Below are 18,536 nucleotides of genomic sequence, written 5' to 3' on the forward strand. Positions count from 1 at the left end.
CTATCTGTCGGTGCAACACCGGCACCGGGTCATCAGGGAGAACATCATGAACGCACAGCTGCGCAGGTTTTTCCGGGAAGAAGACGGCGTCACCGCACTTGAGTACGGGCTGCTGGCCGCGGTGGTGGCCGGGCTTATCATTTTCTTCGCACGCGATGGCCTGAAGGCGGTTTTCACAACCGTGCTGGCAAAACTAACTGCACTGGTCGCCAGCACCGACACGGGCGGCGGCGCTGGCGGCATGGTCTGAGCCACGCACACGGCCACCACCATGACCTTCGCCTATCTGGTTGCGCTGTTGTTCGGGGCCCAGGTCGCCATCAGCGACCTATTGGCCAGGCGCGTATCCAACCGGGTGCTGCTGGCCGTGTTGGCTTGCACGGCAGCAATGCAGTTGTTGCAGATCGGCAGCCCGCCGTCGTTCGCCGATTGCCTGCTCGGCGGTGCGCTAGGACTGGCAGCGCTGCTGCCGTTCTACGCCATCGGCTGGATGGGTGCAGGCGATGTGAAATTTTTTGCAGTCATCGGGTTCCTGCTTGGCAGCAAGGTACTGCTGCCGGTCTGGGTCGTTGCCAGCTTGGCTGCCGGGGTCCACGCGCTCCTCGTCGTCGCGTGGCCTTCGGCAGCCCGGTGCGCGCCTCAACCGCTCTTACGTGCGGTGCACTCGGTCCAGGGCACCACGCTTTATCTCGACTGGCAGATGGACCTGCGCTCGGCGCGCCGCGGCCGCCGTGGCATTCCTTACGCCGCCTACATGGGCTTGGCGATGATTTGCGTCGTATTGCAGGGAGGTGCGCATGTCTAGGTGTCCGCTTCCAAACCGGCGCAGGACGCGTGGCGTGGTAACCATCGAATTCGCAATGATGATGATGTTTGGCGTACTGCCATTGCTTTTCATCACATTCACGGGAGTGATGATTTTTGCCGCCCAGCAATCTCTGGCCCTGGCCGCCGGTGAGGGCGCACGCGCATCGTTGCGCTATGGCAGCACCGCCGAACGGCGCAGCAACGCCTGCCAGGCCGCCGCACGCTCAATGCAATGGTTGTTGAACTACTCCAAGACTTCAGCCGCCTGCGACAGCGCCAGTGCCGCGCCGATAGCCGTCTCTCAACCTTATGCCTGCGCCGCCGATAGCACTGTCAAGTGCATCAAGGTGACCACCTCGTACGACCATGATGCGCATCCCTTCCTGCCGGGTACCGGTACGTTGATGGGCTGGACCATGGGCAAGTCACTGAGCAGTACCGCCGTTGTTCAACTGGATCTAGGCGACCGCTAACCGCGGACTCCAAGGTGGAGGAGCTTCACGATGCCAAAGGCAATACGCATAGCTGCAATCCTGCTGCTGGCCGTGGCAGCGCTGCTGATGGTGCTGGCCTTCGGGATAGGCCGGCGGGCAACGCCGACCGCCGAGGTTGCCAGCGCGGCGGCACCGGCCAATCTACCCAAGCGCATGATGGTGGTCGCCAGCAAGGAGCTACGCGCCGGCCAACCGATCACCGCAGCCGATCTCACCATCACCGAAATGGCCCTGCCGCCTGCCAACGGCTACACCGCCATCAGCGAGGTCGATGGACGCACGCCTGCGAGGGACATCGCGGCAGGGGCAATGATCACCAGAGAACAATTGCTGCAAGGCATCGCCATCGGCATCAAGCCCGGCGAACGTGCGATAGCCGTGCCGGTTGACGAGCTGGCCGGAGTCAGCAATCGGGTTACGCCAGGCGATTACGTCGATGTGTTCATGAGTCTGCAGGATCCATCGTCCGCGGGCAGCGGCCAGACCAATACCCAGGCACGGCTCCTGCTCTCACGCCTACAGGTACTGGGTTACGGCAACGCCGATGTAGGCCAGGCAACTGCCAGCGGCGACGAGCAGAGCAACCAGGTCGGCACTCTGCCGCCGGAGCCGGGCAGCCGCGCCGAAACCATCGCATCACGCGACGGTCGTAGCAGCGGCGCTACAAACGCTGATGCGGCACAGGCGCGCAGTGCGATCCTGGCCGTTCCGGTGCAGGATGCCGGTCGTCTGTTGCTCGCCGCACACAGTGGGAAGCTGTTTCTGGCGCTGCGCAATCCTGGCGATACCGGTTTGGCGGATGAATCCATCTTTACAGCACCCGCGCCGGTGCTGGCGCTGCGCGGCAATCTGGACGAAGCAGCCGCCGAAGCCGCCACCCGCCCCGAAAACCGCGCCTATGCCGGCATCGACCTGAACGCATTGGCCGGCGACAGCCACCGCCCGGCGGCTGCCGCGGCCACTGCTTCGGCCGCGCAGCAACGGCGCCGTGGCACACGCCCGGCCACCCGCCAAGGCATCGAGATCATCCGCGGCACGACCCCATCCAACCGTCAGTCTTCGCCATGACCGGGGGCATCCTTTTGCACCAGCGCTCATCCATCACCGCATCTGCGTTGTTTACCTTGGCGCTGTTGGGTGCCGGCGGTTTTATGCCGCCGTTGACCCAGACCGCGCAGGCACAGGCAAGCACTAACAGCGTTGTGCTCGAACTCAATGAGCAGCGCCCTTGGAATCTGCCTGCGGGTGTCGAACGGATCGCCATCGCCGATCCCTCAATCGCCGACATCACCCGCATCGGCCACAACAGCGAGGCCCTGCTGGTTGGCAAATCCGCCGGCAGCACCACCTTGCTGCTGTGGCTGCAGAAACAGGCCGCACCCACGCGCGTCCGTGTCGAGGTTCGCAATGCGGTACAGGGCGGGTTGCTTGATGGCAGCGGCAATCAACTCACTGTACAAGGCGGCCAAGCCCTGCTATCGGGCAATGCAAACTCCCTTCTTGAGCATGAAGCACGCCGCAAGGCCGCCGCCTCGGCCATCGGCGACAAGGGCATGATCAGCGACGCGGCCACCATCAGCAGTGGCGGCGTGGTGCAGGTCGAAGTCAAAGTGGTGGAGTTCAACAAGAGCGTGCTGCGCCAGGTGGGCATCAGCTTCAAGAACATCAATGGCGGTTTCAGCTACGGCGTCAGCTCGCCTAGCGGCAGCAATGACGGCGGCGCGCTTTCTTCGGCATTCAAACTGGTAGCCAAGTCCATCCCCGGCGCCTGGGATGCCAATATCGATCTGCTGCAGGCCAATGGCATGGCGCGGGTACTGGCCGAGCCGACGCTGGTCGCCTTGTCTGGGCAGAGCGCCAGCTTCCTTGCCGGCGGCGAACTGCCCATTTTGGAGCCGCAAGGGCTTGGCACCACCACGGTCACCTTCAAACCGTTCGGTATCGGCTTGACCGTCACCCCCACCGTGTTGTCGGCGGACCGCATCGCGCTGAAGGTGGCACCGGAAGCCAGCGACCTGGACTACACCCGCGGTATCAGCTTGGACGGCACCCAGATTCCGGCCATCTCCACCCGCCGTGCCGACACCACGGTTGAGCTGGGCGATGGCGAGAGCTTCGTCATCGGCGGGTTGGTCAGCAGCCAGCTGTCCTCCAACGTCAACAAAATCCCGCTGCTGGGCGACATCCCGGTGCTCGGCTCGTTCTTCCGCAACCTCAGCTACAAGCGCGAGGACAAGGAACTGGTGATCGTGGTGACGCCTCGTCTGGTCAAACCGTTGGCGCGCGGCACCGAAATCCCGCTGCCCGGCCAGCGCGAAGCACAACCCAAGCTGCCGGTCTGGGGCGCTTGGCTGTTGCACCCGGCCAGCCCAGACCAACTCCCTGGCTTCTCACGCTGAAGTGCGCCCATGCCCCCGGTGATGCCCTTGCCCCAGACCCAAAGCCATCCCGAATTGAATCTGCTGCTGTACGCACCGGATAACCGCCACATGGCGCGTCTGGGTGCGGTACTGGCGGGGCAGGCCAATCTGCGCTGGGTCGATAGTCGTGAAACCAACCCGCGTCAGTTGCTTGAAGCTGCTGCGGGCTCGGCATTCGTGCTGCTCGACTACTGCGGTGGTAATGCCGCCTACTCCACCGACGTTGCACGGCAGCTACACGCACTGCCCGGCTGTCCGGCGTTGATCGGGCTCGGCACTACCGGTCCGGAACAGGCGGCACACCTGCTGGCAGCAATGCGCGCCGGCGTCTGCGACTTTGTCGATATCGACAACAACACGGCGCAGATGCTGGAAGTATTTGAACGGGTAGCCATCACCCCCGGTCCTGCACGCGCCACCGCCGCACCGGAACTGCGCCCTGATGGTCGGTTGATCGTGCTGTTGGGAGTACGACCCGGCGTAGGCACCAGCACCTTGGCAACCCACCTAGGCGTGAGCTTGGCCGAACAGAATCCGGTCTCGCCCGATACAGCCGCCCTGCAAGGCTGGCTGCTGCTGATCGACCTGGGCCAACCCGCCGCCGATGCCGCGTTGTACCTGGGCATGGAGAGCCACTTCAGCTATGAGGAAGCGTTGCGCAGCGTCGAGCGCATGGATCGCACCTTCGCCGGCACCGCGTTTTCCCACCATGCCAGCGGCATGGCTCTGCTCGGCATCGCCAGCGGCAGCCTGCTGAAAAAGCATGAACCCATTTCGCTGCTCGACCGTCTGCGCAGTGTCTTTCCACTGAGCCTGTGCGATGTCGGTGGCCTGCCGGTGCAACTGCTGCCCACCACCCTGCTCAAGAGCGCTTCCGAGGTCTGGTTGGTCACCGATCAGGCGATCGGCTCGCTGGTATCGCTGGACCAGACCATGCGCGAGCTGGAAAGCCGTGGCCTGCGCGATGAGCGCCTGCAACTGATCGTCAACCGTTTCGACCCCAATGGCGGGCTGGCTGATACCCAGATCGCACAACGCTTCGACCTGCCGCTGCTGGCCACCATCCCGGACCGCTCGCGGGTGCTGCGCTCCAACGCAGGACTTGGCCGCCTACTGACCGACGCAGCACCACGCGACCCCTACCTCAAGGCCCTGCTGCCCTTGCTGCAACGCCTGGACCGGCGTCGCATCACCGCCCCCCTGACCACCGCACCGGCCTCACCGCTGGCGCGTCTCGCCAATCTGCTGGGTAGATAACAATGGAAGACAAAGTCACCCCCTTGTCCCCGCGCATCGCCGCAGCAGCACTATCGGTCGAGCCGACTCCCAGTGTGCCGTTCGAGCAGACCGAGCAGTTCCAGACCGTGCTGTCAGCCGCCCACGAATACCTGCTCAACCATGTCGAGGATCAGCGTGTCGATATCGACTCCTGGTCGCCGGAAACCATCGGCAAATTCGTGCGCACGCAGACCGCGGCCTTCGTCAAGGAATGGAAGATTCCGGTCAACGCATACGAGATGGAAGCGGTCGCCAGCGCCTTGCACAAGGAACTGACCGGCTTTGGTCCGCTGGATGACCTGCTGCACGACCCGGAGATCGAAGACATCCTGATCAACGGTTACAAGGACGTGCATGTCTCGGCCGGCGGCATGCTGCGCCGCTCGACCCAACGCTTCAGTGATGATCGCCATCTGCTGCGCATCCTGCGCCGCATCATCGCCCCGCTCGGCCGCCGTCTGGACGACTCCAATCCGATGGTCGATGCGCGGCTGCCCAATGGCGGTCGCCTCAATGCCATTATTTCGCCCTTGGCCGTTGATGGGCCGATGGTGTCGATCCGCAAGTTCCGCAAGGACCCCTTCACCCCGGACGAACTGCTCGGACGAGGCGCCTTCGACAAGCCCATGTACGCCCTGCTCAACGCGATGGTACGCGGCCGCTGCAATATCCTGATTTCTGGCGGCACCAGCTCAGGCAAGACCTCGCTGCTCAATGCGTTGGCAACCTTCATCCCCCATAACGAACGCGTCATCACCGTCGAAGACACCGCCGAGCTGGCACTGAACCATCCTCATGTGGTGCGACTCGAATCACGCATGGGTGGCTTCGACGGCAGCGGTGCGGTCAGCATCCGCGAGCTGGTACGCAACAGTCTACGCATGCGCCCGGACCGCATCGTGGTGGGTGAAGTACGTGGCGCCGAAGTGCTGGAAATGCTGCAGGCGATGAACACTGGCCATGACGGTTCAATGGCTACCGTGCATGCCAACAATGCCCGCGACTGCCTGTATCGACTGGAGATGCTGGCCGGCTTTGCCGGCTTCCAGGGTAGCGAGGACAGCCTGCGCCGGCAGATAGCCGGTGCCATCGACTTCATCGTGCAGATTTCGCGGCTGGGCAGTGGTCGCCGGGTGATCGTCTCCATCACCGAGATCACCGGCGTCAGCGACAACGTCATCACCAGTCAGGAACTGTTCAAGCACGAGGCCTGGTTCGACCAGGACAGTCGTGAGCGCGACCGCTGGGTGGGTCTGGGCTTCCACCCGCACTGCCACAAGCTCGAGCCGTTCCGGCAGGAGCTGCGCGAAGCCAATATGGGGAGCTTCCCCTCATGATGCTGCCGTTGCTGCTGGGGAGCTTTGCGGTGCTGCTGGTGGCCTTGGCCATGGGCCTGTGGTGGGGCCTGGCTACCCGTGTGCAACAACGCGCCGCCGCCAGCCACGCCGATACCCGGCTGTCGCAGCCCGATCCGCAGCGCGCCGCCGAGGAAGCACGCAACAGCCGCCCACCAAGCAGACGCTGGGCCGAACTACTGCGCCGCGCCGGGCTGAAGGACTCACCGCGCACCTTGGTCTTGATCGCGCTACCCGGCATCGCCGCCACCGTCGGCGCAGGCCTGCGCCTTGGCAGCGCCTGGTTTGCAGCCTTCGTACTGCTGCTGTACCTGCTGGGCGTGGCACTGTGGCTGTACCGGCGCATCGACAAGATCCAGCAGCGCTTGGTTTCACAGATGCCGGATTTCCTGGAAAACATGGTGCGCATGGCTGGCATCGGCAACAGCTTGTCAATGGCCTTCCAGAGCGCGACCCAGAATGTCGATCCGCCCCTGCGACCAATACTCGACAACGCACTGACCTATACCCGTGCCGGCATGGACCTGGACCGCGCCCTGCAACACGCCGCACAGGCCTATCGCCTGCGCCCCTTGGAAATGCTGGCGGTGATCCTGGGCACCAGCATCCGCATCGGCGGCCGCAGTGATCAGATCCTGCAGCGCATGAGTGACTTCATGCGCGATCTTGAAGAAGTGCAACGCGAACTGCAGGCAACTACGTCCGAGACCCGCATGTCCGCCTGGGTGCTGGCGTTGCTACCGGTGGGCGCGGCCTTGTCGATGGCACTGATGAGCCCTGACTTCTTCCAGCCCATGTTCCATGACCCGCTCGGCAAGAAGATCCTGTTGATCGCAGTGTTGCTTGAGCTGTTCGGCGGCTTCCTGCTGTATCGGCTGGCCAAATCGCTATGAAACCGTCCATCGCACCTCCCCTTTGCCGGAGAGCCGCATGAACCTGCTGTACGCCATCGCCATGATGCTGGTCGTGCTGGCCCTGGTACTGGCCGCGGCCGGTCTACTCTATCGGGGCCGCCGCAGCCAACAAGCCGGCGCGGCATTGCAGAGTGCGCTGGACACCGCCCAACACGTAGAACAGGACAGCGCACCGAAGACCGGCTGGTGGCGGCAGCGTCTGGCCGACCTCGCCGCCATCGGCCAGCATTTCGACGGTAGCCGAGTGCAAAAAGCGCTGTTGGCGCCGGAAGACAAACTACTGCTGGAGCAGGTGGGCTGGAACCACAACACCGGCGCCGCCGCTTTCCTGGCCACACGCCTGTTGCTTGCTTTGTTGATGCCGTTCATCGCCGTACTGCTGCTGCGGCCACATGGCGGCGACACGATGATCGTCCTGCTGGTCGGCTTTGCATTGGGCATTCTGCTGCCCAAACTACTGCTGCGCAGCTGGGCCGCCCGTCTGCGCAAAAAAGTGGACGACGAACTGCCGCTGCTGATCGACCTGCTGCGTCTGCTGCAAGGCGTTGGCTTCAGCATCGACCAGAGCCTGCAGATGGTCGGCGAAAAACTGCATATCGCCATCCCGGTACTTGGCCGTGAACTGCAGCTGGCAAATGCCGGTTACAGCCGCGGCCGCAGCCGCGCGCAATCACTGCGACGCCTGTCCGACTCCTTCGACAACGATGACCTGCGCAGCCTGATCCAGATGGTATTGCAGGTGCACCAGCACGGCGGCGCGGTCCAGGAACCACTCAAACAATTCGGCATGCGCCTGCGCGAACAACGCCGCATGAAGATGAAAGAGAAGGTCGGCAAGCTCTCGGTGAAGATGACCGTGGTGATGATGATCACCCTGCTGCCTGCGTTGATGCTGGTACTGGCCGGACCCGCGATCATTTCGCTGGCCGCCGCGATCAAGGGGATGTAATGAAAGCCGAACCGATGAAGACCAAGGCACTATTGCTGATCGTACTGACCCCTGCCCTGCTCGCCGGCTGTGGCGGCAATCGTGCGGCCTACAAACAGCCGCCGGTTGAACCTGCACTGGTGGAAGCCACACAGGATGATCGCGGCATGTATCTGGGGCTACTCAAGCAGATGCAGCAGCAGGGCGCCTACTACGCCTCACTGGCGCATATCGACGCCTTCCGGCAACGCTTCGGCGACAGCCCGGAGTTGCGCATTCTGCAAGCCAATGCATTGCGCGAAACTGGTGACGACGTGGCCGCAACGGCGATCTACCGCGGTTTGACCAAGGGCACGCAAGCCGCACCGGCCTGGCACGGACTTGGGCTGATCGCAGCCGCTGCACGTGACCACGAGGGCGCGCAACTGGCGTTGGACAATGCAGTGCGAGCCGACCCGCTCAACGTCGCCTACCTCGGTGATATGGGCTTTGCGTTGTTGCAGGCCGGCCAGGTCGAGCAGGCCAGGGCACCGCTGGCCAAGGCAGCCGAACTGGGGCCGGACAATATCCGCGCCATTTCCAATCTCGCGCTGTGGGCATTGCTATCGGGGCAGGCAGCAACGGCAGAAAGCATGATCCAGCGCGCGAACCTGCCACCGTCGACGCGGAGCGAAATCTACCGGCTCGCGCAGGCTCTGCGGCAGCCGGTAGCCGCCGCCATTCCTGCCGCAACGGCAGCAACCAATCCGCCCGCCGTGGCGGCGCTGCAGCCTGCTACCAGCGGTACGCAGGTACCGCGTCCTCCCGGCTCGATGCTTGATCGTTTCAGCCCCTCGTCGACCACTTCGCAGGAGGTAACGCCATGAACCGACCGGCATCCTTTGTCGCTGCATTGCTGCTGTGCGCACTCGGCCCCACTGCAACCGCGGTGGCCCAGCACGCGCCGTTGATCGAGCGCATGACCGATACCAATACAGCCGCTGGCACCACCGCCGCTACCGGGGGCAGCGCAACTACGATGGCCGGCCCTACCGCTGCGGCTACGACGACCGCATCGGCCAGCTCCTTCGCCGGCCTGCCCCGCTCGCAGGTCGGCGACACCACCCGCGCCCTGCTGCAGCTGCAGGCCGACAACAGCCGTCCCGGCACCACTCTGCCAATGCTCGGCGAAGCCGCCAGCCGCAGTTACCAGCGCTACCTCAACAGTTTTGATCACCCCATCCCTGAGTACTTCGAAGCTGCGCTACCCAACCCCAAGCAAGGCGGCGGCAGCCGCTGAGGCCCACCATGTACAGCCTGCGCCCGTCTTCACCTTCACTGTCACGCGCGCTACACGGTCTACCCCACAGCGTGCGCCAGCGCGGTGCCGCGGGTCTGACGATGCTGTTGCTGCTGCTCGGTCTGGTGGTGATACTCGGCCTGGTCGAGGTGGGCTATCTGTACTGGAGCAAGCGCGATGTACAGAAAACCGCCGATCTGGCTGCGTTGGCCGGCGCGCAACGGCTGGAGCTGTGCACCACCGATTACAAAGACAATCTGGCCGCGCGCAACAACGCAAAGACCGACAATCAGTTTGCCGGTCAGTTGGCAATCAACTGTGGTTACTGGGGTGCCGAACTGGCCCCCGGCGCGCGCTTTGTCGACGTAGCCGCCAACCGGCCGTTGAATGCGGTGCAGGTCACCGCCTCGCGGCAAGCGGTACCGCTGCTGGGCCAGCTCACCTCACTGCCACGTATCAGCGCCACCGCCGTGGCCAAGCGCACGGCCCCCCAAGCCGCTTTCAGCGTCGGCTCGCGACTGCTGAACACCAACAGCAACGCGCCGCTGCAGGGGATATTGCGGCTGGTCGGCGTCGACCTTACCCAGACCCAGATCGCCAGCTATCAGGGCTTGGCCAACGTAAAGATCACCCCGCGCGGCCTGCTGCAGGCATTGGGAATTCCCGTTGCCACCGACATCAATGTCGGCGAATTGAACAACCTGCTGGCCGCCAACCAGGTCTCGGTCGGCCAGCTGCTGGACGTCATGGCCACGCTGGCCAGCCAACAAGGGCTGGCCGCGGTTGACCTGCGCCTGCTGCAGCAGAAGCTGCTTGGCGCCGGCATCAGCAACGCACTGGTGCAACTGGGATCCACTGCCAGCAGCGGCGGTTTGTTCGCCAAGATTGCCGGCGGCAGCGAGGCGGCCAACGGCGCGCTGGATGTGGACCTCAACGCCTTGGACCTGCTCGGCACCAGCATCTCCATCGCCAATGCCAGACATGCCGTCGAAGTGCCACAACTGGATCTACTGGGTATGCTCAAGGCCAAGGCCAGCATTGTCGAGCCTGCCTCGATCGGGATAGGCCCGGTCGGCACCACTGCCTATAACAGTCAGGTGCGCCTGTTCCTGGATATCGACTCGCAACGGATTCCCGCGCTCGGCACGGTACTGAGCTGGTTGGGCACCCGCATCAAGCTCCCCACCTATATCGACGTGATTGACGGCTTCGGCCAGCTCACCGCAATCAATTGTTCCTCTCAGCCTGCTACGGCCACTGTCGACGTGACCAGCGCCATCGCCAATGTATGTATCGGCAAGGCCACCACGCCATGGGACTCCACCCGCGAGCTATGCCGCACGGGGCTGGGTAACGAGACCCTGGTCAGCCTGCTCGGCCGCGATGTGCTCAACAAGAAAATTTCTCTTGAAGCCCTGTCACAACGCGATCAGCTGACCTTGAGTCCAGGCCAGACCGGCACCGTCAAACCCAATGACCTGAAGGTAGGCACGCTGGTCTCGGACCTGGTCGACGCCCTGCTCGGCACCGTACAGTCACTGTTCGCACCACAGGGCAACAGCACCGACGCGGCCAAGGACCTGGCGGTGCAGTACCTGGAAGCCACCAAGAAAAATGGCCTGTACCAGCCCGCCGTCGTGGTTCAGGCCCTGACCAATGGCAACAGCGACGCCAACCTGCCGGCACTGGGCAGCTGGACCACCGAAATCCCAACCTGCGACAGCTGGCTTCTGGGCTGCACGCCGAAGAAGGTGCAAGGCGATGTCTGGCAGGGCTTTCTCTACGAAACCACGATCAGCAAGCCCAGCGTGCTCGGCGGCCTGCTCGACGTGCTCGGGTTGACCTCCTGCCAAGGCCTGATCGCCGGCCTTGCCTTCAATGACTGCGTCAGCAACTCGCTGGCCAAGTACCTGCAGACCAAGCCCGGTGGCCTCAGCGGCAGCGGCGGCTACAACCCGGTCACCGGCGGTGGCAGCTGTGGCAGCGTGCTGTGCCTGCTACTCAAACCGGTCATCGACAACACCTTGCGGCCCTTGCTCAATGGCGTCGGCAACCTGCTCTCGAAGTTGCTGTCGGACGTGCTGGGCCTGCAGCTGGGCCGTACCGACGTGCATATGCAGTCGATCCAATGCGGCCGCAGCCAGCTGGTCGAATGAACCCGGCCCCAGACAGTGCAGACGTCCACGCCGCAATGCTTTTCAGCGCCAAGTCGCGTGCTATGCTCAGGTACGAACAAGGCGCATTCATGAAATGCGATGGCCATCGCAATTCGGGGGAATTACGAGGACTTATGAGAAGGATCGAAATGCTTCCGAGCCGGTTTGGCTGTGCACTATTCCTGGTTGTTGGCCTGCTGACGGCACCTGCCGCGATGGCCGGCCGTTGGCAGCGCGGTGAAGCCGAGGTACCGGCCGCCCCCGCCAACAGCGAAGACAGCGCCGTGGGCAATACCGTGGCCGAGCTGCAACGGCTGATGGGCAACCATGAGCTAACCGAGCTGCGTACCACCTACAACGGCAACTATGGCGCCAGCCTGCTGTTCCACGCTGATTCGCTGAACTACTACGTGGCGCTGTTCCACGAGAAGGAGTTCTGGCGGGTGATCCGCACCGACTCGGTGGAGAGCGCCGAATCGCTCTACCTCACCTTCGCCGAGCAGACCAAGCAGCTGGCCCAGGTCTATCTGGACACCATCCGCCTGCAGGCCGGCAAGGGCTATAGCGAGAAGCTGGTGGCAATGAACGAGCGCCGCCTGCGCGGCCTGCAGCAGGAAGCGGAACAGCAACGCCAGCAGTCACTGCAGGTCAGCAACGCCCTGCAGGAGCGCAAGCAGCAAGCCGTGGCACTGAGCTCGGATCTGCGCGCCACCAACACCCAGCTGGAAGCCTTGAACCAGCAGATCAAGGCCTTGCAGGCGCAGCAGGTCAACCCCGAGTTGACCCTGCCAGCCACCCCCAGCGTCGCCCCGGCGACCGCCGCCACCCCGGTGATCCACACCACCCAGGAACCGGCCAGTCATCCCTGACGGCCCCAGCTTCAGGAAAAAAAGCGAACGCCGCCTTCCCCCAAGAAAGGCGGCGTTTTTGTAGTGCCGAGCCATGCTCGGCAAGGGCCTTCCCGGCAATGTCTCTGCCGAGAGCATGGCTCGGCACTACCTGGCACTGCCGGTAAAGCCCCTGCCGAGCATGGCTCGGCACTACCTGGCACTGCCGGTAAAGCCCCTGCCGAGCATGGCTCGGCACTACCCGCATTGCCGGTAGAGCCCCAGCCGAGTGTGGCTCGGCACTACCGCACTATCGCTACAGCCCATGGCTAGCGCCCTGCAAGCCTGTCTCGCCTGTTATTTACCTCACCAGTCCCCACAGAGGTTGAGAACCCGCCCCGCCGTCGCCATAAAGGACGTTCCTGACAGCAACGTAGCCAGCCATGAGCGATCTTCCCCACGTATTCGAGGCCACCACCGAGACCTTCGAGGCCGAAGTCCTGCAGAAATCCATGCAGACTCCGGTGCTGGTCGATTTCTGGGCCACCTGGTGTGGGCCGTGCAAGAGCCTGGGGCCGCTGCTGGAGAAGCTCGCCGGTGAATACAACGGCGCGTTCGAGCTGGCCAAGGTCGATGTCGACAAGGAACAACAGGTCGCTGCCGCCTTCCAGATCCGCTCGGTACCCACCGTCTTCCTGATCAAGGACGGGCAGATCGTCGATGGTTTCCCCGGCGCGATGCCCGAAGGCCAACTGCGTGAGTTCCTGACCCAACACGGTGTCATGCCGGCTGAGCCGGCTGCTGCCGTCGAAGAAGACATCCAGGCGTTGCCGTTGGACCCGCAGGCCGAAGTCGCCGCATTGCGCGACGCCATCGCTGCCGAGCCGGACAAGGCCGAGCTCAAGCTCGACCTGGCCTTGGCACTGCTCAAGACCGGCGCCACCACCGAAGCCGGGCAACTGCTGGACGGCCTGCCAGCCAACCTTGCCACCGACGACCGCGCCATCCGCGCACGCGCACGGCTGGACTTTGCCGCTGCTCTGCAGGACGCACCGGCCGCCAACATCCTGGCCGCACGCGTGCAGGCCGACAGCAATGACCTGGAAGCGCGTTACCTGCTAGGTATCCACCACCTGTTGGCGGGCGAAGATGAAGCCGCGCTGGAGCAGTTCATCGAGATGCTGCGCATCGATCGCAACTTCCGCGACAGCCTGCCGAAAAAAGCGTTGATCGATGCCTTCCGGGTGATCGAAGACGAAGACCTGGTCGGCCGCTACCGCCGCAAGATGTCTTCGCTACTGTTTTAACTTAAGGCCAGACAGTTCAATTTGCGTGTCAATTGCACGAAAATTGGCAACTGATCGTCGGATGATTCCGCCGTGGCCCTTGCCACGGCGCTTTGGATCGTAAGACGATGAAGTTACAGTCAGTACGATGTCAGCGTAACGGACACGCGTTTTTGGAGCCAAAGTGGCCGTGAGAAACATCGACGTTCGCCCATCCCTGTTGCAGCTGCTCGTAGCTGCGTTGTTGTTATGTTGGGCAACACTCGCCAGTGCCCAGGACTGGACCTACCGCGCACGCCCCGGCGACACCTTGTGGGATCTGGGTGCCCGCTACCTGAAGACCAGTGTGCAATGGCAGCAATTGCAGGCGCACAACAAGATTGCAGATCCATATCGGCTCGCACCCGGTCAGACCTTGCGCTTCCCGATCCTGTGGCTGCGCGTGCAACCGGCACCGGCACGAGTGGTCGCAATGCGCGGCCAGGCCCAGGTCAGCGACCCTATCAACGGTACCCGTCCCTTGCAGGCCAACATGCTGCTGCCTATCGGCAGTCAGTTGCAGACCGGCGACGATGCCAGCGTCACCCTCAGTTTTGCCGACGATTCCCGCCTGCAACTGCGTGAGAACTCGCTGTTGCTGCTGGACCAGCTCAGCAGCTATGGCGCCACCGGCATGGTGGACACCCGCATGCGCCTGCAACGTGGACGCAGCAGCAACCAGGTAACGCCAGCGCGCGGGCCGGCGTCGCGCTACATCATCACCGCCCCCACCGCGACCAGCAGCGTGCGCGGCACTTTGTTCCGGGTAAACGCCGGTGACCACGACAGCCCGGCAGCCACCGAAGTCATCGAAGGCCATGTCCAGGTTGGTAACCAGGCCGGCAAACGGATGATCGGCGGCGGCCATGCAACGCTGATCCGCGCACAGGGCGTTGCGCCAGCGCAGCCGCAGCCACTGCTGCCGGCCCCAGAGCTGGTGGAATCACAGTTGCGACTGCAACCTCTACCGCTGCTGGCTGCCTGGCAACCGATGTCTGCGGCAAAGCGTTACCGGGTGGAAGTGGTGCTTGCAGCAGCGCCGGACGTTGTGCTGTTCGCCCATGAGGTAACAGAACCGCAGATCCAGATCGACAGCTTGCCGCCGGGCCAGCTGCGTCTGCTGGTGCGTGCAATCAATGCCGATGAAGTTGAAGGGTTGGATGCCGAAACCGACTTTTCCGTGCCCGAAGGCCTGCCAGCACCACTGACCCTTGCCCCCCTGCATGGACAGACCGTGCATCAGCTGCAGCCGCGATTCCAATGGGCCAAGGTTGCCGGCGCCACTGGCAGCGTGCTGCAGATCGCCGACAGCGCCAACTTCCTGCAGCCACTGATCGAACAACAAACCAGCAACCAACAATTGCGCATTCGCAGTGCACTGCCGGCTGGCAGCTACTTCTGGCGACTGGCCTCACTTGATGGCGACAGCAACCCCGGCCGCTACGGCGAGGCATTGCCACTGCAGATCAGTGATGTGCCCGTTGCGGCGCCGCTGGAGTCAGGAGAGGATCGTAAGGGCCTGCTGACCCTGCGCTGGCCGGCCGACAGCGCCGCCCAGCACTATCGCGTACAGATCTCCCGCAAGGCAGACTTCTCCCAACTACTGCTGGACCAGCAAGTGGACACACCGGAGATCGCCTTCAAGCAGCCCTGGCGCGGCGGCAACCTGCACATCCGCGTGCAAGCCATTGAAGATGATGGCTATGCCGGCACGTTCTCGGCGCCACAGCAGATCCATCTGCGCTGCCGACTCTGCTATGGCGTCGGCGCAGGCGCCTTGCTGCTGCTCGCCTTATGAGGCCACTACGGCCGCGCTGGCAGGTCCGGCTATTGTTTGTACTCGGCTGCGCGCTGGTAGTCGGCTGGCTAAGCCACGCCAGGGTGTTCTGGCAGCAGGATGTTGCCAGCTACGACGTGCTGGTCGGCGACTGGCGATACCCACCTGACCCCCGCTTGGCGATCATCGCCATCGATGACCGCAGCCTGCAGCAGCTGGGCCAATGGCCGTGGCCACGCAGCACCCATGCTCAGTTGCTGGATCGCCTGCATCAAGCAGGCGTGGAGCGTGTCGCGCTGGACCTGATGCTGCCCGACGCCGACCGCAAGGACGCCAGCCAGGACAATGCTTTGGCGGCCGCAATCCGCCGCAACGGGCGGGTGGTGCTGCCGGTATTGGCCGCACCGGCCAGTGACGAAGCGGTGCCTGAGGAACTATTGCCCGTACCAGCCATTGCCAAAGCGGCAGCCACACTCGCACATACCGATATCGAAGTAGACGGTGACGGCGTTGCGCGCGGCGCCTATCTCAAGGCCGGCATTGGTTCACCGCACTGGCCTGCACTGGGTGCCGCGCTGGCCGGGATGAACGACCCGCTACCTGGCTTGGTCGATCCTGCGCCGCGCAGCAGTTCCCCCTATCAATGGCATCGCGACCACTATGTGCGGCTGCGCTATGCCGGGCCGCCCGGCAGCTTTCCGCAGATGTCCTATGTCGACGTGCTGGAGGGCCGGATACCCGCTGATCTGCTGAAGGGGCGCCTGGTGATTGTCGGCATGACCGCCAGCGGCATCGCCCCGCGCCTGCTCACCCCAACCTCGCGCGACAACTGGATGAGCGGCAGTGAGTATCAAGCCAATGTGGCCTCGATGTTGTTGGCCGGCAACGCCATCCGCCCCCTGTCACCGTTGTTGCAGACCGCAATCACCGTAGTGCTGGTGGCGCTGGGCGCGCTGGGCATAACCTCTGCCATCCGCCAACGCTGGTTGCTTGGCGCATTGGCCATCCCCGTTCCGGTGCTATTGAGTCTGGGCCTGCTGCATGGCGCCAATCTGTGGTTTGCGCCGGTTGCGGCAACCGCTGGTTTCATCGGCATGCTGTTGTTCTGGACGCTGTGGCAGATGCGCTACTGGCGCCGCCAGGCCAACCGTGACCCGCTCACCGGCCTGGCCAACCGCATGCGCTTTGAAGAGACGCTGCGGCGCGAGACCGACGCAGCCCGCCGTAGCGGCCGCCCGCTGACCCTGCTGCTGATCGATGTGGATCACTTCAAAAGCTGCAACGACACCCATGGACACTACGTCGGCGATCGCCTGCTGCGTTACCTGGGCCGCACCATCGAGGATATGGCGCGGCGCCCGCGCGACCTGGCCGCACGCTTCGGTGGCGACGAGTTCGCCCTGATCCTGCCCGATACGCCTCCAGCCGGCGCCGAGCAACTGGTACAGACCCTGATCAACCGGGTGCGCCAACTTGCCATCCCGATCGACAAGACCCATCACAGCAAGACTAGGACTACCGTCACCATCGGCCTGTGCACCGTTCTGCCCGGGCCCGACGACGGCCCCGCACGCCTGTTCGAAGCCGCCGACGCGGCCTTGTACCAGGCCAAGCAAGCCGGCCGCGATGGCTACCGCATCGCCCCGCCCTGGCCGCACTGAGTCTTTCCATACGCCTGCGAATGCTAGACTCCGACTCCCCTGTCCGTCTGCATCCGCAATGAAAGCCAGCCTGTTCCGTCGTGGCATCAACCTGTGGCCGCCGTTCCTGTTCGCCGGCATCCACGTCACCGACATCAGCGCCGACTACCGCTACGTGCGGGTCGAGCTGCGGCAGCGTCCGTGGAATGTGAACTACGTGCGCACCCATTTCGGCGGCAGCCTGTTCGCCATGACCGACCCGTTCTGGATGCTGTGCCTGCTGCAGAACATGGGTAGCCACTATTTTGTCTGGGACAAAGCAGGTGCCATCGAGTTCCTCAAGCCCGGCCGTGGTGTGGTGTGGACCGAGTTCCGGCTGGACGATGCCACCCTGGATGAGGTCAAGGCCGCCACCGCCAACGGCGACAAATACCTGCACTGGTTCGAGAACGACGTGCTCGACGCGCAAGGCGAAGTCGTCGCGCGGGTGCGCAAACAGGTCTATGTGCGGCTCAAGCCGGAGGCCCGCAAACCGGACTGAACCACTGCGGCAACACAGATTTCTCTGAACGCAGCTGTTCCGACCATCAGCCGCGTACATACGGGTGACACCCGAACGCTACAATTCGCGGATGTCGCCCGAAGCCGTTTCCCCCGCCCCCCGCCCCTCCCTGCAACGTCTTTTCCTCACCGGCCTGCTGACCCTGCTGCCGATCTGGTTGACCTGGGTGGTCGTCAAGTTCGTATTCGTCCTGCTCTCCGGCATCAGCAGCCCGCTGGTGGTGCCGCTGTCCGAGCGTATTGCCGCCTCCTTCCCGGATTATCTGGGCTGGATCAAGGTTGAATGGATGCAGGACATCACCGCCCTGCTGGCTACCCTGCTGGTGATCCTGCTGGTTGGCATCCTCAGCCGCCGGGTGATCGGCCAGCAGCTGCTGCGTTGGTTTGGCGCGGTGATCCGCCGTATTCCGCTGGCCAGCATCATCTATGACAGCGCCAAGAAGCTGCTGGACATCCTGCAGACCAAGCCCGGCAGCACGCAGCGAGTGGTCCTGATCGACTTCCCGCACCGTGACATGAAGTCCATCGGACTGGTCACCCGGGTCCTGAAGGAACAGGGCACCGGCCGCGAACTGGCCGCCGTCTATGTGCCTACCACCCCCAATCCGACCTCCGGCTATCTGGAAATCGTCCCGGTGGAGATGCTCACGCCCACCGACTGGACCGTGGACCAAGCCATGAGCTTCATCATTTCCGGCGGTGCCGTCGCCCCGGACAGCGTCCCATTCACCCGCTCGGTCGACCGGTAAGTTCCATCCCATGCCTTGCGGCCGCC

General features: G+C 63.8%; 18 protein-coding genes. All 18 read left to right on the forward strand.

The window, feature by feature from the left end:
* Window positions 1-46: 46 nt before the first annotated feature.
* The 18 genes from ACVOMB_RS09385 (at window position 47) to ACVOMB_RS09470 (ending at window position 18,510) form a co-directional block, all read left to right on the forward strand.
* Window positions 47-250 (forward strand): Flp family type IVb pilin, encoded by a 204-nt coding sequence (locus ACVOMB_RS09385; RefSeq protein WP_481530920.1) that lies wholly within the window; start codon window positions 47-49, stop codon window positions 248-250.
* Between the two features lie 21 nt (window positions 251-271).
* Window positions 272-805 (forward strand): A24 family peptidase, encoded by a 534-nt coding sequence (locus tag ACVOMB_RS09390; RefSeq protein ID WP_481530921.1) that lies wholly within the window; start codon window positions 272-274, stop codon window positions 803-805.
* The gene (locus tag ACVOMB_RS09395) at window positions 798-1,280 is read left to right on the forward strand and encodes a TadE/TadG family type IV pilus assembly protein (RefSeq protein ID WP_481530922.1); all 483 of its coding nucleotides are present in this window, start codon (window positions 798-800) and stop codon (window positions 1,278-1,280) included. Before ACVOMB_RS09390 ends, ACVOMB_RS09395 begins: the two co-directional genes overlap by 8 nt.
* A 30-nt stretch (window positions 1,281-1,310) precedes the next feature.
* A complete protein-coding gene (gene cpaB, locus ACVOMB_RS09400) occupies window positions 1,311-2,369 on the forward strand; it encodes a Flp pilus assembly protein CpaB (RefSeq protein WP_481530923.1) in 1,059 nt (352 codons plus the stop codon).
* 83 nt (window positions 2,370-2,452) lie between these two features.
* Window positions 2,453-3,700: a type II and III secretion system protein family protein gene (locus ACVOMB_RS09405; RefSeq protein WP_481530951.1), complete on the forward strand. Its 1,248-nt coding sequence runs from the start codon at window positions 2,453-2,455 to the stop codon at window positions 3,698-3,700.
* A gap of 27 nt (window positions 3,701-3,727) precedes the next feature.
* Entirely contained in the window at window positions 3,728-4,978 is a 1,251-nt protein-coding gene (locus ACVOMB_RS09410) for a CpaE/TadZ family protein (RefSeq protein WP_481530924.1), read from the forward strand.
* Window positions 4,979-4,980: 2 nt separating this feature from the next.
* On the forward strand, window positions 4,981-6,336 hold the full coding sequence (locus tag ACVOMB_RS09415) for a TadA family conjugal transfer-associated ATPase (RefSeq protein ID WP_481530925.1): 1,356 nt from the start codon (window positions 4,981-4,983) through the stop codon (window positions 6,334-6,336).
* A complete protein-coding gene (locus ACVOMB_RS09420) occupies window positions 6,333-7,247 on the forward strand; it encodes a type II secretion system F family protein (protein WP_481530926.1) in 915 nt (304 codons plus the stop codon). The genes ACVOMB_RS09415 and ACVOMB_RS09420 overlap by 4 nt, the downstream gene beginning before the upstream one ends.
* Before the next feature lie 37 nt (window positions 7,248-7,284).
* On the forward strand, window positions 7,285-8,217 hold the full coding sequence (locus tag ACVOMB_RS09425; RefSeq protein ID WP_481530927.1) for a type II secretion system F family protein: 933 nt from the start codon (window positions 7,285-7,287) through the stop codon (window positions 8,215-8,217).
* The gene (locus ACVOMB_RS09430; RefSeq protein WP_481530928.1) at window positions 8,217-9,062 is read left to right on the forward strand and encodes a tetratricopeptide repeat protein; all 846 of its coding nucleotides are present in this window, start codon (window positions 8,217-8,219) and stop codon (window positions 9,060-9,062) included. Before ACVOMB_RS09425 ends, ACVOMB_RS09430 begins: the two co-directional genes overlap by 1 nt.
* Window positions 9,059-9,475 (forward strand): DUF3613 domain-containing protein, encoded by a 417-nt coding sequence (locus tag ACVOMB_RS09435; protein WP_481530929.1) that lies wholly within the window; start codon window positions 9,059-9,061, stop codon window positions 9,473-9,475. The genes ACVOMB_RS09430 and ACVOMB_RS09435 overlap by 4 nt, the downstream gene beginning before the upstream one ends.
* 8 nt (window positions 9,476-9,483) lie before the next feature.
* Entirely contained in the window at window positions 9,484-11,631 is a 2,148-nt protein-coding gene (locus ACVOMB_RS09440) for a pilus assembly protein TadG-related protein (protein WP_481530930.1), read from the forward strand.
* 149 nt (window positions 11,632-11,780) lie between these two features.
* Window positions 11,781-12,500, forward strand: coding sequence for a DUF2968 domain-containing protein (locus ACVOMB_RS09445; RefSeq protein WP_481530931.1), 720 nt, complete (start codon window positions 11,781-11,783; stop codon window positions 12,498-12,500).
* A gap of 401 nt (window positions 12,501-12,901) precedes the next feature.
* Window positions 12,902-13,765 carry a thioredoxin gene (gene trxA / locus ACVOMB_RS09450; RefSeq protein WP_481530932.1) on the forward strand — a complete coding sequence of 288 codons (864 nt, stop codon included), beginning with the start codon at window positions 12,902-12,904 and terminating at the stop codon, window positions 13,763-13,765.
* A gap of 163 nt (window positions 13,766-13,928) precedes the next feature.
* The gene (locus tag ACVOMB_RS09455) at window positions 13,929-15,581 is read left to right on the forward strand and encodes a FecR family protein (protein ID WP_481530933.1); all 1,653 of its coding nucleotides are present in this window, start codon (window positions 13,929-13,931) and stop codon (window positions 15,579-15,581) included.
* Window positions 15,578-17,221, forward strand: a complete 1,644-nt coding sequence (locus ACVOMB_RS09460; RefSeq protein WP_481530934.1) for a CHASE2 domain-containing protein — start codon at window positions 15,578-15,580, stop codon at window positions 17,219-17,221. Before ACVOMB_RS09455 ends, ACVOMB_RS09460 begins: the two co-directional genes overlap by 4 nt.
* A gap of 58 nt (window positions 17,222-17,279) precedes the next feature.
* Window positions 17,280-17,741, forward strand: coding sequence for a DUF4442 domain-containing protein (locus tag ACVOMB_RS09465; protein ID WP_481530935.1), 462 nt, complete (start codon window positions 17,280-17,282; stop codon window positions 17,739-17,741).
* Window positions 17,742-17,832: 91 nt separating this feature from the next.
* Window positions 17,833-18,510 (forward strand): DUF502 domain-containing protein, encoded by a 678-nt coding sequence (locus ACVOMB_RS09470; protein ID WP_481530936.1) that lies wholly within the window; start codon window positions 17,833-17,835, stop codon window positions 18,508-18,510.
* Window positions 18,511-18,536: the final 26 nt, after the last annotated feature.

It is taken from the genome of Stenotrophomonas sp. STEN018, assembly GCF_056760235.1.

Coding starts and splice junctions, on each gene's coding strand:
- ACVOMB_RS09420 (WP_481530926.1), top strand. CDS start 6,333: ATGATGCTGCCGTTGCTGCTGGGGAGCTTTGCGGTGCTGCTGGTGGCC.
- ACVOMB_RS09460 (WP_481530934.1), top strand. CDS start 15,578: ATGAGGCCACTACGGCCGCGCTGGCAGGTCCGGCTATTGTTTGTACTC.
- ACVOMB_RS09395 (WP_481530922.1), top strand. CDS start 798: ATGTCTAGGTGTCCGCTTCCAAACCGGCGCAGGACGCGTGGCGTGGTA.
- ACVOMB_RS09415 (WP_481530925.1), top strand. CDS start 4,981: ATGGAAGACAAAGTCACCCCCTTGTCCCCGCGCATCGCCGCAGCAGCA.
- ACVOMB_RS09385 (WP_481530920.1), top strand. CDS start 47: ATGAACGCACAGCTGCGCAGGTTTTTCCGGGAAGAAGACGGCGTCACC.
- ACVOMB_RS09405 (WP_481530951.1), top strand. CDS start 2,453: ATGCCGCCGTTGACCCAGACCGCGCAGGCACAGGCAAGCACTAACAGC.
- ACVOMB_RS09440 (WP_481530930.1), top strand. CDS start 9,484: ATGTACAGCCTGCGCCCGTCTTCACCTTCACTGTCACGCGCGCTACAC.
- ACVOMB_RS09435 (WP_481530929.1), top strand. CDS start 9,059: ATGAACCGACCGGCATCCTTTGTCGCTGCATTGCTGCTGTGCGCACTC.
- cpaB (WP_481530923.1), top strand. CDS start 1,311: ATGCCAAAGGCAATACGCATAGCTGCAATCCTGCTGCTGGCCGTGGCA.
- ACVOMB_RS09465 (WP_481530935.1), top strand. CDS start 17,280: ATGAAAGCCAGCCTGTTCCGTCGTGGCATCAACCTGTGGCCGCCGTTC.
- ACVOMB_RS09425 (WP_481530927.1), top strand. CDS start 7,285: ATGAACCTGCTGTACGCCATCGCCATGATGCTGGTCGTGCTGGCCCTG.
- trxA (WP_481530932.1), top strand. CDS start 12,902: ATGAGCGATCTTCCCCACGTATTCGAGGCCACCACCGAGACCTTCGAG.
- ACVOMB_RS09430 (WP_481530928.1), top strand. CDS start 8,217: ATGAAAGCCGAACCGATGAAGACCAAGGCACTATTGCTGATCGTACTG.
- ACVOMB_RS09470 (WP_481530936.1), top strand. CDS start 17,833: ATGTCGCCCGAAGCCGTTTCCCCCGCCCCCCGCCCCTCCCTGCAACGT.
- ACVOMB_RS09445 (WP_481530931.1), top strand. CDS start 11,781: ATGCTTCCGAGCCGGTTTGGCTGTGCACTATTCCTGGTTGTTGGCCTG.
- ACVOMB_RS09390 (WP_481530921.1), top strand. CDS start 272: ATGACCTTCGCCTATCTGGTTGCGCTGTTGTTCGGGGCCCAGGTCGCC.